We start from the raw sequence: 16302 nt of genomic DNA on the forward strand, positions 1-16302 counted from the left end.
GTGACGCTCGCCGAACTGCCCGAAGTGCCCGGAGTACCCGAAGTGAACCGCACGACCAGCGCCACCAGCGCGGCCTTTATCAACACCACGAGGAGCTGACGACAGATGTCGAACGAGGAGAAGCTTCGGGACTACCTCAAGCGGACGACATCCGACTTGCGTCAAGCTCGTCGCCGTCTGCGCGAGGTGGAGGAGCGCGACCAGGAGCCCATCGCCATCGTGTCGATGAGCTGCCGCTACCCCGGCGGCGTCCGCACCCCGGAGGAGCTGTGGCGGCTCGTCGCCGACGGCACCGACGCCCTCACCCCGTTCCCCACCGACCGCGGCTGGGACGCGGACGCGCTCGCCGACCCGGACCCCGGCGCCGACGACACCGCGTACGCCCGCGTGGGCGGATTCCTGCACGAGGCCGACCGGTTCGACGCCCCCTTCTTCGGCATCTCGCCCCGCGAGGCGCTGGCCACCGACCCGCAGCAGCGGCTGCTCCTGGAGACCTCCTGGGAGCTGTTCGAGCGCGCGGGCATCGACCCGGCCTCGCTGCGCGGCAGCGCCACCGGCGTCTTCGCGGGCGTCATGTACCACGACTACGCCTCCCGGCTGCACTCGGTGCCGGAGGACGTCGAGGGCTACCTCGGCACCGGCGCCTCCAGCAGCATCGTCTCCGGCCGCGTCGCCTACACCTTCGGCCTCGAAGGCCCCGCCGTCACCATCGACACGGCCTGCTCCTCCTCGCTGGTCGCCCTGCACCTGGCCGTGCAGGCACTGCGCCAGGGCGAGTGCTCGCTCGCGCTCGCGGGCGGCGTGACCGTGATGTTCACGCCGGGCACCTTCGTCGACTTCAGCAAGCAGCGCGGCCTCGCCTCCGACGGCCGCTGCAAGCCGTACGCGGACGCGGCCGACGGCACCGGCTGGGGCGAGGGCGCGGGCCTGCTGCTCCTGGAGCGCCTGTCGGACGCGCGCCGCAACGGCCACGAGGTCCTCGCGGTCGTACGCGGCTCGGCCGTCAACCAGGACGGCGCCAGCAACGGCCTGACCGCCCCCAACGGCCCCTCCCAACAGCGCGTCATCCTCCAGGCCCTCGCCAACGCCCACCTGGCCCCCGAGCAGATCGACGCCGTGGAGGGCCACGGCACCGGCACCACCCTCGGCGACCCCATCGAGGCACAGGCCCTCATCGCCACCTACGGCCAGGACCGCCCCGAGGACCGGCCGCTGTGGCTGGGTTCCATCAAGTCCAACCTCGGCCACACGCAGGCCGCGGCCGGTGTCGCGGGCGTCATGAAGATGGTCATGGCGATGCGCGAAGGCGTCCTGCCGCAGACACTGCACGTCGACGAGCCGAGCACGCACGTCGACTGGTCCGTCGGCGCCGTGGAACTGCTGACCGAGGCGCGCGCGTGGTCCGAGCGCGAGGAGGGCACGCCGCGTCGCGCGGGTGTGTCGTCGTTCGGCGTCAGCGGCACGAACGCCCATGTGATCGTGGAGCAGGTTCCGGTGGCGGACCCTGAACCTACTGTCTCCGCTAAAACGAGCGTTCTATCCAGCGCGCTTCCATGGTTGGTGTCGGCCCGCAGCGCCGATGCGCTGCGTGCGCAGGCCGGGAAGCTGCGGGAGCACGTGGCCGGACGCGACGGCCTCGACCCCGTCGACACGGGCTGGACCCTGCTGTCGGCCCGCGCCCTGCACGAGCACCGCGCGGTCGTCTTCGGCCGGGACCGGGAAGACTTCCTGACCGGCCTGGAGGCGCTGGCGTCGGACGGACCCGGAGCCGTCGCGGGCGCGGTGGCTGAGGGCCGCCTCGGCGCCGTCTTCACCGGGCAGGGCAGCCAGCGCATCGGCATGGGGCGGGAGTTGTACGAGGCCTTCCCCGTGTTCGCGGCCGCGCTGGACGAGGTGTGCGCGCACCTCGACGGGCTCCTCGACCAGCCCCTCAAGGACGTCATGTTCGGCACGGACGCCGGGCTGTTGGAGCAGACGGGGTACGCGCAGCCCGCGCTGTTCGCGGTGGAGGTGGCCCTGTACCGCCTGGCCGAGTCCTTCGGGGTACGGCCGGAGATCGTGGGCGGGCACTCGATCGGTGAGCTGACGGCTGCGTACGTGGCCGGGCTGTGGTCGTTGGAGGACGCGGCTCAACTGGTGGCCGCGCGCGGGCGGTTGATGCAGTCGCTGCCCGAGGGCGGGGCGATGCTCGCCGTCCAGGCAGCGGAAGGTGATGTGCTGCCGCTGCTGGAGGGTGTGACGGACCGGGTCGGCCTGGCCGCGGTCAACGGGCCCTCGCAGGTGGTGCTTTCCGGTGATCGCGCGATCCTGGCCGGCCTGGAGGAGAAGCTCCGCGGCGAGGGCCGCAAGGTGCGCTGGCTGAAGGTCTCGCACGCGTTCCACTCACCGCTGATGGACCCCATCCTGGACGAGTTCCGCGAGGTCGCCCGCGGCCTGACGTACCAGGAACCGAAGCTGCCGGTGGTCTCGAACGTCACCGGTGAACTGGCCGAGTCGGCCCAGCTCAAGGACCCCGAGTACTGGGTCCGCCACATCCGCGAGGCGGTCCGCTTCCACGACGGCCTCGGCGCCCTCACCGGCTTCGGTGTGTCGACGCTGCTTGAGCTGGGCCCCGACTCCGTACTCACGGCGATGGCCCACGACACGCTCACCGACCCCACCGCCCAAGCGGGCCTCATAGCCGCCGCACGCAAGGACCGCCCGGAAGCGGACACCTTCCTGACCGCCCTCGCCCAGCTCCATGTGCGCGGGGCAGAGGTCGACTGGGAGCCGCTGTACGCCCCGATCGAGTCCCGCGCGCGTGTCGACCTCCCCACGTACGCCTTCCAGCACCAGAGCTACTGGCTGCACGCCCCCGCCCTGACCGGTGATGTCACCTCGGCCGGGCTCGCCGCCGCCGACCACCCGCTGCTCGGCGCGGCCGTCCAGGTCGCCGGGAGCGACGCGCGCCTGTTCGCCGGCCTGCTGTCGGTCGACGCCCACCCCTGGCTCGCCGACCACGTGGTCGCGGGCAGGACGCTGCTGCCCGGCACGGCCTTCGTCGAGCTGGCCGTGCGCGCCGGTGACGAGGTCGGCTGCGACCTGCTCGAAGAGCTGATCCTGGAAGCCCCGCTGGTACTGCCCGACGACGGCACCGGCGTACAGCTCCAGTTGTGGGTGGAGGAGCCGGACGACACCGGACGGCGCACCTTCACCCTGCACTCGCGGCGCCAGAACGACGTCCCCGACGAGCCGTGGCTCCGCCACGCGTCCGGAGCCCTCGCCACCGCCGACGCGTCCTCCGGCCCCGCGCGGCCGACGGGCGCCGACGCCGACTTCGCCCAGTGGCCGCCCACCGGCGCCGTCGCCGTGGAGACCGAGGAGCTCTACGCGGGCTTCGCCGCCGCGGGACTCGGCTACGGCCCGGCCTTCCAGGGAGTACGCGCGGCCTGGCGCCGCGGCGACGAGGTCTTCGCGGAGGTCGCGCTGCCGGACGACCAGCACGGTGACGCCGCGGAGTACGGCCTGCACCCCGCGCTCCTCGACGCGAGCCTCCACGGCATCGCCCTGACCGCCATCGGCCAGGACGGGGACGAGACCGGGGCACGGTTGCCGTTCTCCTGGAGCGGTGTGTCGCTGTACGCGACCGGCGCGTCCGAACTGCGCGTCCGCCTGACGCCCGCCGCATCCGGCGCGGTGTCCCTCAGCATCGCCGACACCTCCGGCGAGCCGGTCGCCACGGTGGATTCCCTCATCCTGCGCGCTCTCGCCGCCGGTGAACTGGACGTCGCCGCGTCCGACGACGACTCGCTGTTCCGCGTGGACTGGAGCGTGGTGTCCGCGCCCGCCCCCGTGTCGGCCGGTGCCTGTGCCGTCCTGGGTACGGACGAGTTGGGGCTGCGCGCGGCGCTGGAGAGCGCCGGTGCGACGGTCGCGGCGTACGCCGATGTGGCTGAGCTGGCCGCGGCGGTCGACGGCGGGGCTGCCCTGCCGGAGTCCGTGTTCGTGACGTGCGTCGGTGAGGCACGTGACGGGGACACGGCCGGGTCGGTGCGTGCCTCTCTGTACGACACCTTGGGCATCGTGGGGGAGTGGCTGGCCTTCGAGGCCGGTGAGACCTCCCGTCTGGTGGTGGTGACGTCCGGTGCCGTGGGCGTGGGCTCCGGTGATGTCGTGTCGGCCGCGGGTCTGGTGGACGCGCCGGTGTGGGGTCTGGTGCGGTCGGCGCAGTCGGAGAACCCGGGCCGTCTCGTCCTGGTCGACGTCGACGGTGGTGAGCAGGCACTCGCCCTGCTGCCCGGGGCGCTCGGCCTCGACGAGCCGCAGGTGGCGGTGCGCGGGGACGTGGTGTGGGCGCCGCGACTCATGCGCGCCAGGGCCAGTGCTGGTGCCAGTGCGATTGCCGGTGCTGGTGTGAGTGGCGGGGTGCTCGATGTCCCGTCGTCGGACGGTTCCTGGCAGTTGGGGGTCACCGGCCGGGGCACGCTGGAGAATCTGGCGCTCCTGCCCGTGGCCGAGGACGCCGAGGCGTTCGGCGGCAGGCCGCTCGCCGACGGCGAGGTACGCGTCTCCGTGCGCGCCGCCGGTGTCAACTTCCGCGACGCGCTGATCGCGTTGGGCATGTACCCCGGCGAGGCCCAGATGGGCACCGAGGGTGCCGGTGTCGTGATCGAGGTCGGGCCCGGAGTGACGGACCTCGCCGTCGGCGACCGCGTACTGGGCCTCATCGACGGCGGCTTCGGACCGCTGGCGGTGGCGGACGCGCGGATGGTGGCGCGGATGCCGGAGGGCTGGTCGTTCGCGCAGGCCGCCGCCGTGCCGACGGTGTTCCTGACGGCGTACTACGCGCTGCGGGATCTGGCTGGTCTGGAGGCGGGCGAGTCGATTCTCGTGCATGCCGCCGCTGGTGGTGTGGGCATGGCCGCGGTGCAGTTGGCGCGGCATTTCGGTGCGGAGGTGTACGGGACCGCGAGCGCCGGGAAGTGGGGTGTGCTGCGGGAGTTGGGGATTGAGGACTCGCGCATCGCGTCGTCCCGGACCCTGGACTTCGAGGCGTCTGTGCTGGCTGCCAGCGAGGGGCGGGGCGTCGACGTCGTACTGAACTCCCTGGCACGGGAGTTCGTGGACGCGTCACTGCGGCTGCTGCCGCGTGGCGGGCGCTTCGTGGAGATGGGCAAGACCGACCTCCGCGACCCCGCAGCCGTGGCCGACGCCCACGAGGGCGTGGACTACCGGAGCTTCGACCTCGCCGAACTGTCGCCCGACCGCGTCCGCGACATGCTGGCGGAGGTGTTGTCCCTGTTCGATCAGGGTGTGCTGGAGCCGTTGCCGGTGAAGGCGTGGGATGTGCGGCGGGCTCCGGAGGCGTTCCGGTATCTGAGCCAGGCCCGTCATGTGGGCAAGGTGGTGCTGACGCTGCCGCCGCGCTTCGACGGGCAGGGGACTGTCCTGGTGACGGGTGCGCTGGGTGGGCTGGGGCGGGTTGTTGCCCGGCACCTGGCCGACCGGCACGGTGTACGGGACCTGCTGCTGGTCTCGCGTCGGGGTGAGGACACTCCGGGTGCGGGTGAAGTCCGTGCGGAACTGGAGGAGTTGGGCGCGAACGTCACCATCGCCGCCTGCGATGTGGCCGACCGTGACGCGCTGGCCGCGCTTGTGGACGACGTACGCGCGGACCTCACGGCTGTCGTACATGTCGCAGGTGTGGTCGATGACGGCGTGGTCACCGCGCTGACGCCCGAGCGTCTGGACACGGTGCTGCGGCCGAAGGTGGACGCGGCGGTGAACCTGCACGCGTTGACGGCCGACCTGGACCTGTCGGCGTTCGTGCTGTTCTCCTCCGCGGCCGGTGTGCTTGGCAGTGCGGGCCAGGCCAACTACGCGGCAGCGAATGCCTTCCTGGACGCGTTGGCGCAGTACCGCCGCGCCCAGGGCCTGTCCGCGACCTCTCTCGCGTGGGGCCTGTGGGCGGACCAGGGTGGCATGGCCGGAGCCCTGGACGAGGGCGACATCGACCGCATGAACCGTGCTGGAGTGGCGGCTCTGTCTGCCGACGAGGGCCTGGCTCTCCTGGATGTCTCCCTCGCCCAGCCCGACGGCGCCCTCGTGCCGATGAAGCTCAACACCGAAACCCTGCGCAAGCAGTTCGGCGCCGACGTACCGCCGCTCTTCCGCGGCCTCATACGGGGCGGCGTACGCACCCGTCGCGTCGTCGAATCGGGCCCCGCCGCGGCCGGAACCTCCTTCGCCGGCCAGTTGGCCGCCCTGGCCCCCGAGCACCGCGAACGCGCCCTCCTCGACCTCGTCCGCGCCCAGGTCGCCGCCGTGCTCGGCTACGCCTCCGGCGAGGACGTGGCCCCCACGAAGGCGTTCAAGGAGCTGGGCTTCGACTCCCTCACCTCTGTCGAACTCCGCAACCGCCTCAACGCCGCCACCGAGACCCGGCTGCCCGCCGGGCTCGTCTTCGACTACCCCACGCCGAAGGCCCTCGCCCACTACCTGGGCACCGAGATCCTCGGCGACCTGCCGGACACGGCGGCCGGGAACAGGCCTCAGGTCGTCGCGGCCGCCGCCCAGGACGAGCCCATCGCCATCGTCGCGATGAGCTGCCGCTTCCCCGGCGGCGTCCACACGCCCGAGGACCTGTGGCGGCTGCTCACCGACGGCGAAGAGGCCATCACCGAGTTCCCGGAGGGCCGGGGCTGGGACACCGCGTCCCTCTACGACCCCGACCCCGACCGCGTCGGCACGAGCTACGCCCGCGAAGGCGGCTTCCTGCACGACGCGGGCGAGTTCGACGCAGCGTTCTTCGGCATCTCGCCGCGCGAGGCGCTCGCCATGGACCCGCAGCAGCGGCTCCTCCTGGAGACCTCCTGGGAGGCGTTCGAGCGCGCCGGGATCGACCCGGCGACGCTGCACGGCAGCCCCACCGGAGTCTTCGCCGGCCTCATCTACCACGAGTACGGCTCCCAGCTCAGCAGCGTCCCCGAGGGCCTCGGGGGCTACCTCGGCACCGGCAGCTCCGGCGCCATCGCCTCGGGCCGCATCTCGTACTCCCTCGGCCTCGAAGGCCCGGCGGTCACCGTCGACACGGCGTGCTCGTCGTCCCTTGTCGCCCTGCACCTGGCCGCGCAGGCCCTGCGCAACGGCGAGTGCACGATGGCGCTCGCGGGCGGTGTGACCGTGATGCCCACGGCGGGCACCTTCCTGGAGTTCAGCCGCCAGCGCGGCCTCGCCCCCGACGGCCGCTGCAAGCCCTTCGCGGCCGCCGCCGACGGCACGAGCTGGGGCGAGGGCGTCGGCATGCTCGTCCTTGAGCGGCTCTCCGACGCCCGCCGCAACGGCCACCAGGTCCTCGCCGTCGTACGCGGCTCCGCGATCAACCAGGACGGCGCCAGCAACGGCCTGACCGCGCCCAACGGGCCCTCCCAGCAGCGCGTCATCACCCAGGCCCTCGCCAACGCCCGCCTCACGCCCACGGACGTGGACGCGGTCGAGGCGCACGGCACGGGCACCCCCCTCGGCGACCCGATCGAGGCCCAGGCCCTCATCGCCACGTACGGCAAGCAGCGCCCGGCCGACCGGCCGCTGCTGCTCGGCTCGGTGAAGTCCAACATCGGCCACACCCAGGCCGCCGCCGGTGTCGCCGGTGTCATCAAGATGGTCATGGCGATGCGCCACGGCGTGCTGCCGCGCACGCTGAACATGGACGCGCCGACCCCCGAGGTCGACTGGTCGGCGGGCACCGTGGAACTCCTCGCGGAGTCCCGGACCTGGCCCGAGCGGGACGGTGGCGTGCCGCGTCGCGCGGGTGTGTCGTCGTTCGGTGTGAGCGGGACGAACGCGCACGTGATCCTGGAGCAGGGCCTGTCGGCCGAGGAGCCGGGCGCCGACGCGGGCGATGACGTGCCGTCGCCGGTGCTCGCGGGCGTCGTCCCGCTGGCGCTCTCGGCGAAGAACGAGGACGCGCTGCGCGACCAGGCCGCACGCCTGCGCGCACACCTCGTCGCGCACGCCGACGTCGAACTGGCCGATGTGGCCTGGTCGTTGACTGCGGCGCGGTCGCGGTTCGAGCACCGGGGCGTCGTACTCGGCCGCGACCGCGACGAGCTGCTCGCCGGGCTCGACTCGCTGGCGCGGGACGACGCGAGCGCGCAGAACGTCGTCACGGGTCACACCCATGGCGGCTCGGTCCGCCCGGTGTTCGTGTTCCCGGGGCAGGGTTCGCAGTGGGCGGGCATGGCTCGTGAACTCCTCGACTCCAGCCCAGTGTTCGCGGAGCGGATGCGGGAGTGCGCGGACGCGCTCGGCGAGTTCGTGGACTGGGATCTGCTGGAGGAGCTCAACGGCGAGCGGTTCGACCGCGTCGACGTGGTCCAGCCGGTTCTGTTCGCCGTGATGGTGTCGCTGGCCGCCACGTGGCAGGCGGCGGGTGTGAAGCCCGCCGCTGTGGTGGGTCACAGTCAGGGTGAGATCGCGGCGGCGTGCGTGGCGGGGGCGCTGTCCCTGCGGGACGCGGCCCGTGTCGTCGCTCTGCGGAGCCTCGCCATTAGGGAGCTGTCCGGCAAGGGCGGCATGGTGTCCGTGCCGCTGCCGGAGCAGGAGGTCCGGGAGCTGATCACGGCGTGGGGTGAGCGCGTCTCGGTGGCGGCCGTCAACGGTCCCGCCCAGGTGGTGGTGTCCGGCGAGGCCGAGGCCCTGGCGGAACTTGTCGCGCAGTGCGTCGCGAACGACATCCGCGCCCGCACCATCCCCGTCGACTACGCCTCGCACTCCCTGTACGTGGAGCAGATCGAGGAGCAGATAGCGGAGGCGTTGGCCGGAGTCGCCCCGCAGAACGCCGAGATCCCGCTGTACTCGACCCTCACCGGCGCCTGGCTGGACGCCAACACCCCGATGGACGCCGGGTATTGGTACCGCAACCTGCGCCAGACGGTCCTGTTCGAGCACGCCACGCGCGGGCTGCTCGCCGAGGGGCACGGGCTGTTCCTGGAGATGAGCCCTCACCCGGTGCTCACCGTCCCGGTGCAGGCCACCATCGAGGCCGCGGGCCGCGAGGGCGCGGCCGTGGCCCTTGGCTCCCTGCGCCGCGACGAGGGCGGCCCGAGCCGTCTCGCCGCGTCCTTCGCCGAGGCCCACACGCACGGTGCCGAGCTGGACTGGCAGGCGCTCTTCCCCGGCGCCCGCGCCACCGTCGACCTGCCCACGTACGCCTTCCAGCGCCGGCACTACTGGCTTGTCTCGCCGGAGCAGGAGGCGGGCGCGCCGGGTGCGGAGCCCGCGCTCGCGGTGGACGAGGTGGAGGCCCGGTTCTGGGAGGCCGTGGAGCGCGAGGACCTGGAGGGTCTGGCGGCCGAGCTGGAGGTGGCGGACGGTTCCGCGGCCGCCGAACTGGGTGCCGTGCTGCCCGTCCTTTCGTCGTGGCGGCGGCAGCGGCGTGAGCGGTCGACCCTTGACAGTTGGCGTTACCGGGTCACCTGGAAGCCGCTGGCGAGCGGTGCTCTTCCGGGGCCGGTTCTGGCGGGGCGTTGGCTCGTCGTCGTTCCCGAGGAGGCAGCCGCCCACGCGTGGGTGGCGGGTGTCACGGACGCGCTGACGCAGGCCGGGGCGACCTTCGCCGAAGTCCGCGTCAGCAGCGCGGAGTTGACGCGCGAGGCCCTGGCTGAACGTCTGGGTGCGTACGCCCCCAACGCCTCCGACGCCTCTGGCGAGGGCGAGCGGATCGCCGGAGTAGTCTCCCTGCTGGCCCTCGCCGAGCAGCCGCACCCCGCACACCCGGTCCTCCCGGCAGGCCTCGCGGGCACCGTCGCCCTCGTACAGGCCCTCGGCGACACCGGCATCGCGGCACGGCTGTGGGCCGTCTCCACCGGAGCCGTCTCCACCGGACGCAACGACCAGGTGCAGAGCCCCGCCCAGGCGCAGACCTGGGGCCTCGGCCGCGTCGTGGCCCTCGAGCACCCCGAGCGCTGGGGCGGCCTCATCGACCTGCCGCAGACCCCCGACAGCCGTGCCGCGGCCCGGTTCGCCGGGATCCTCGCGGGCGTCGGCGACGAGGACCAGCTCGCCGTGCGCGGCTCCGGAGTCTTCGTACGCCGCCTCGTCCGGGCGGAGTCCGGCACCCCCGCCGCCCCCGCGAAGGGGAAGACCCCCAACACCCCGTGGACTCCCCGCGGCACCGTCCTGATCACCGGCGGCACCGGCGCCCTCGGCCCCCACCTGGCGCGCTGGCTGGCCCGCGAGGGCGCCGAGCACCTCGTCCTGACGAGCCGTCGCGGCCCGGACGCCCCGGGCGCCGCCGAACTCCGCGCCGAACTCGAGGAGTTGGGCGCCCAGGTCACCATCGCGTCCTGCGACGTCGCCGACCGCGAAGCCGTCGCCGCGCTCCTCGACGGGCTCGCCGCCGACGGCCACACGCTGCGCGCCGTCATCCACGCCGCCGCCCTCATCGAGCTCGCCCCCCTCGCCACCACCACGCTCGGCGACTTCGCCGAGATCGTCGCGGCGAAGGTCGCGGGCGCGGTCGTCCTGGACGAGCTCCTGAGCGAGACCGGCCTCGACGCGGATCTCGACGCGTTCGTGCTGTTCTCCTCCATCGCCGGGGTCTGGGGCAGCGGCGACCACGCCGCGTACGCCGCCGCCAACGCCCACCTCGACGCCCTCGCCGAGCACCGCAGGGCGCGCGGCCTGACCGCCACCTCGATCGCCTGGGGCGTGTGGAACGTCGTCAACCCGCACGAGAGCGGCAGCGCGCCGGTCGACGTCGACCCGGAGCAACTGCGCCGCCAGGGACTGCCGTTCCTCGACCCGGACCTCGCGTTCGCGGGCATGCGCAAGACCCTCGACGACGACGAGACGTTCCTGGCCCTGGCCGACGTGGACTGGGACCAGTTCGTGCCGGTGTTCACCTCGCGCCGCGCCCGCCCGCTGCTCGCCGACCTGCCCGACGCGCAGCGCGTCCTGGCCGCCGACCAGGACGGACCCGCCGGTGAAGGGGCCGACGCGGGTGCCGGAGAAGGCTCGACCAAGGCGTCCGCGCTGCGCGAGCGCCTCACCGGCCTCGCCGGGCCCGAGCGGGACCGCGTCCTGGTCGACCTCGTGCTCACGCACGCGGCCGCCGTCCTCGGCTACGAGTCCGCGCAGGCCCTCGACCCCGAGCGGGCCTTCCGCGAGTTCGGCTTCGACTCGCTCACCGCCGTCGACCTGCGCAACCGGCTCGGCGCCGCCACCGGCCTGAAGCTGCCCACCACGGTCGTCTTCGACCACCCCAACGGCACCGCCCTGGCCGCGTACCTGCGCACCCAGGTCCTCGGCGCCGACACGGCCGCCGCCCGCCCGGTGGCCGCCCCCGTCGCGGCGGCCACCGACGAGCCGATCGCCATCGTCGCGATGAGCTGCCGCTACCCGGGCGGCATCAGCAGCCCCGAGCGGATGTGGCAGGTCCTCAAGGACCGCGCCGACGTCGTCGGCGGCTACCCCGCGGGCCGCGGCTGGGACACCGCCCACCTCTACGACCCGGACCCGGAGACCCCCGGCACCACCACGACCAGGGGTGGCGGCTTCCTGCACGACGCGGGCCACTTCGACCCGGCCTTCTTCGGCATCTCGCCCCGCGAGGCCCTGGCCATGGACCCGCAGCAGCGCCTCCTTCTGGAGACGTCCTGGGAGGCCTTCGAGCGCGCCGGCGTCGACCCGCGTTCCGTACGCGGCGAGGCCGCCGGAGTGTTCGTCGGCACCAACTACCAGGACTACGGCACGGGCCCCGGCCAGGTCACCGCGGGCGCGGAGGGCCACATCCTCACCGGCAGCGCGCCCAGCGTCATCTCCGGACGCATCGCCTACACCTTCGGCCTCGAAGGCCCGGCGGTCACCGTCGACACGGCGTGCTCGTCGTCCCTCGTCGCCATGCACCTGGCCGCACAGGCCCTGCGCAGCGGCGAGTGCTCGCTCGCGCTCGCGGGCGGCGTCGCCGTGATGTCGTCGCCGGGCGCCCTGATCGCCTTCAGCCAGCAGCGCGGCCTCGCCGCCGACGGCCGCTGCAAGGCGTTCGCCGCCGGCGCCGACGGCATGGGCATGGCCGAGGGCGTCGGCATGGTGCTCCTGGAGCGCCTGTCCGACGCGCGCCGCAACGGCCACCGCGTGCTCGCGGTCGTACGCGGCTCCGCGATCAACCAGGACGGCGCGAGCAACGGCCTCACGGCGCCGAACGGTCCCTCCCAGCAGCGCGTCATCCGCGCCGCCCTCGCCAACGCCCGCCTGACCGCATCCGAGGTGGACGCGGTCGAGGCGCACGGCACGGGTACGACGCTCGGCGACCCGATCGAGGCGCAGGCCCTGCTCGCCACCTACGGGCAGGAGCGGCCGGAGAGCGGCGAGCCCCTGTGGCTCGGCTCCATCAAGTCCAACATCGGGCACAGCCAGGCTGCCTCCGGTGTCGCGGGCGTGATGAAGATGGTCCTCGCCATGCACCACGGCGTACTGCCCCAGACCCTGCACATCGACGAGCCGACCCCCGAGGTCGACTGGACCGAAGGGGCCGTCGCGCTCCTCACCGAGGCCCGCGACTGGCCCGAGCGCGAGAGCGGCGCACCCCGCCGCGCGGGCGTCTCCTCCTTCGGCATGAGCGGCACCAACGCGCATGTGATCCTGGAGCAGGTGCCGTCGGCGGAGGAGCCCGAGCCCGCGGTGGCCGACGGGGCCGATGCGGCCGACGTGGCCGCCGGGGATGCCGCCCCGGCGGTGGTCGCGGGTGTCGTACCGCTGGCCCTCTCCGCGAAGACCGAGAGCGCCCTGCGGGAGCAGGCCGCCCGGCTCCGGGAGCACGTGCTGGCGCACGGCGACCTCGAACTCGACGATGTTGCCTGGTCGTTGGCGACGACGCGGTCGCGGTTCGAGCACCGCGGCGTCGTCCTCGGCCGGGACCGGGACGAAGTCCTCGCCGGGCTCGAAGGACTCGCGCAGGGCGACGCGGCGGCCACCCACGTGGTGTCCGGCCGCGCGCAGACCGGCATGGTCCGCCCGGTGTTCGTGTTCCCCGGGCAGGGTTCGCAGTGGGCCGGGATGGCGGTCGAACTCCTCGACTCCAGCCCGGTGTTCGCGGAGCGGATGCGGGAGTGCGCGGACGCGCTGTCGGAGTTCGTGGACTGGGACCTCCTTGAGGAGTTGAGCGGTGAGAACTTCGACCGCGTCGACGTGGTCCAGCCCGTCCTCTTCGCGGTGATGGTGTCGCTGGCCGCCGTCTGGCAGGCGGCGGGTGTGAAGCCCGCCGCCGTGGTGGGCCACAGTCAGGGTGAGATCGCTGCCGCGTGCGTCGCCGGGGCGCTGTCCCTGCGGGACGCGGCCCGTGTCGTCGCTCTGCGGAGCCTCGCCATCCGGGAGCTGTCCGGCAAGGGCGGAATGGTGTCCGTGCCGCTGCCCGAGCAGGAGGTGCGGGAGCTGATCTCCGCCTGGGACGGCCGCATCGAGCTGGCGGCTGTCAACGGGCCTGCCCAGGTGGTGGTGTCGGGTGAGCCCGAGGCGCTGGAGGAGCTGGTCGCGCAGTGCGTCGCCCAGGACATCCGTGCGCGGACGATTCCGGTGGACTACGCCTCGCATTCTTCGTACGTGGAGCAGATCGAGCAGCAGATCGGCGAGGCGCTGGAAGGGGTTGCCCCGCAGGCCGCCGAGGTCCCGCTGTACTCGACCCTCACCGGCGCCTGGCTGGACGCCAACACCCCCATGGACGCAGGCTATTGGTACCGCAACCTGCGCCAGACAGTCCTCTTCGAGCACGCCACGCGCGGCCTCCTGGCCGAAGGTCACGGGCTGTTCCTGGAGATGAGCCCGCACCCGGTGCTCACCGTCCCGGTGCAGGCGACGATCGACGCGACGGACAGCCAGGCGGTCACGCTCGGCTCCCTGCGCCGCGACGAAGGCGGCGCCCACCGCCTGGCCGCCTCGCTCGCCGAGGCCCACGTGCACGGTGCCGAACTCGACTGGAAGGCCCTCTTCCCCGGCGCCCACACCCCCGTCGACCTCCCCACGTACGCCTTCCAGCGCCAGCACTACTGGCTGCTCGCCGCCCCGCAGGAGGAGCAGGGCGAGGGCTCGCCGCTCGCCACGGACGAGGTCGAGTCGCGGTTCTGGGACGCCGTGGAGCGGGAGGACCTGGAGCAACTGGCCACCGAACTCGCCGTGGCCGACGGCCCCGCCGCCGAGCTGGGTGCCGTCCTTCCGGTCCTGTCGTCGTGGCGCAAGCAGCGGCGCGAGCGGTCGACCCTCGACAGCTGGCGCTACCAGGTGGCCTGGCAGCCCCTCGCGGGCGCGCTTCCCGCCACCGGCCTGACCGGACGCTGGCTGGTCGTACTCCCGGAGAACGCGGCGAAGCACCCGTGGGCGGCGGGCGTACGTGAAGCGCTGGCAGCGGCCGGTGCGGACGTCGTCGAACTGGCCGTCACGTCACCGGAGTTGACCCGAGAAGCGCTGACCGGACGACTGCGGGAGGCGGCCCAGGCGGAACTCGCCGGAGTGGTCTCCCTGCTCAGTCTCGACGAATCCGCCCACGACGCGCCCAGCGCCTACGACGCCCACGCGGGCGTCTCGGCCGGGCTCGTCGGCACAGTCGCCCTCGTGCAGGCTCTCGGCGACGCCGGAATCGACGCCCGCCTCTGGGCTGTCACGCGCGGCGCGGTCGCTACCGACCGCGCCGACCAGCCGGCCCGCCCCGCCCAGGCGCAGATCTGGGGCCTCGGCCGCGTCGCGGCCCTGGAGTTCCCGGACCGCTGGGGCGGCCTCGTCGACCTGCCCGAGAAGCCCGACACCCGGGTGGCGTCCCAGCTCCCCGGGATCCTCGCCGGAGCCGGAGCCGGAGCCGGAGCCGCCGGGGAGGAGGACCAGCTCGCCGTGCGCCAGGCAGGCGTGCTCGTGCGGCGCTTCGTACGCGCCCCCGTCGGCGCGGGCGAGACCCGGGAGTGGACGCCGCGTGGCACCGCGCTGATCACCGGCGGTACCGGTGCCATCGGCGGGCACGTGGCACGCTGGCTGGCCCGCGAGGGCGCCGAGCACCTCGTACTCACCAGCCGTCGCGGACTCGACGCCCCCGGTGCCGCCGAACTCCAGGTGGAGCTGGAGGAGTTGGGTGCCAAGGTGACCATCGCGGCCTGCGACGTCGCCGACCGGGACGCCGTCGCCGGACTCCTCGGCCGTCTCACCGAGGACGGACACACCCTGCGTTCCGTCTTCCACGCGGCGGGCGTCGGCCAGGGCCAGCCCCTGGACGCGATGACGGCCGCCGACATCGCCGATGTCCTGGAGGCGAAGGTCGCGGGCGCCGCACACCTCGACGCGCTCCTCGACTCCGGGGCGGACCTCGACGCGTTCGTCCTGTTCTCGTCCAACGCGGGCGTGTGGGGCAGCGGCAGCCAGGGCGCGTACGCGGCCGCCAACGCGCACCTCGATGCGCTCGCCGAGCAGCGCCGGGCACGCGGCCTCACCGCCACCTCCGTGGCCTGGGGCCTGTGGGCCGGGGGCGGCATGGCCGGGGACGACGGCGAGGAGCAGTTCCGCCGCCGCGGTCTGCGGCCGATGGCGCCCGGCCTCGCGGTCGCCGCGCTCGCCCAGGCGGTGGCGTACGACGAGACGTTTCTCGCCGTCGCCGACCTCGACTGGGAGCGGTTCGCGCCCGCCTTCACCTCGGCCCGCACGAGCCCGTTCATCGGGGACCTCCCCGAAGTGCGCCGGTACGTGGAGTCCGTGGCCGTCGAACCGGCGGCCGACGCGGGCACTGGCGACGACGCGGCCGGCGAGCTGCGCGGCCGTCTGGCGCCGCTCACCGAGCCCGAGCGCGAGGTGATCCTGCTCGACATCGTGCGCTCGCACGCGGCCGCCGTGCTCGGCTACACCGGCGCGGAGTCCATCGACGCCCACCTGGCCTTCAGGGAGCTGGGCTTCGACTCCCTGACGGCCGTGGAGGTCCGCAACCGCCTGAACAAGGCCACGGGGCTGCGGCTGCCCGCCACCCTTGTGTTCGACCACCCGACGTCCGTCGCCCTGGCCCAGTACCTGCGTACGGAGCTGCTCCAGGACGACGCCGACGGAGTGGACTCCACCCTGCGGGAACTGGACCGCCTGGAGGCGGGCCTCGGTTCCATCGCGCCCGACGACAGCTCCCGCATGCGCATCACGATGCGCCTGGAGGCGCTGATGTCGAAGTGGAAGGGCGCGGATGGCGAGGAGCCCGCCGAGGGTGAGGCGGTCTCCTCGCGGCTCGAGTCGGCGTCGGCCGATGAGGTCTTCGACTTCATCGACAAAGAACTCGGCATTTCCTGAATCAGTCCGACCGGGCCGGCG

The 16302-nt window shown here is 73.5% G+C and carries 1 protein-coding gene; it reads left to right on the forward strand.

The window, feature by feature from the left end:
• The first annotated feature begins 105 nt into the window (after positions 1-105).
• A complete protein-coding gene (locus IEY91_RS05890; RefSeq protein ID WP_189173115.1) occupies positions 106-16281 on the forward strand; it encodes a type I polyketide synthase in 16176 nt (5391 codons plus the stop codon).
• The last annotated feature ends 21 nt before the right edge of the window (positions 16282-16302 follow it).

The sequence above is a fragment of the Streptomyces lasiicapitis genome, from assembly GCF_014646335.1.
Classification (GTDB): Bacteria; Actinomycetota; Actinomycetes; order Streptomycetales; family Streptomycetaceae; genus Streptomyces; species Streptomyces lasiicapitis.

Bases quoted from the DNA above. Each gene is read 5' to 3' on its own strand.
- IEY91_RS05890 (WP_189173115.1), top strand. From the start codon at position 106: ATGTCGAACGAGGAGAAGCTTCGGGACTACCTCAAGCGGACGACATCC.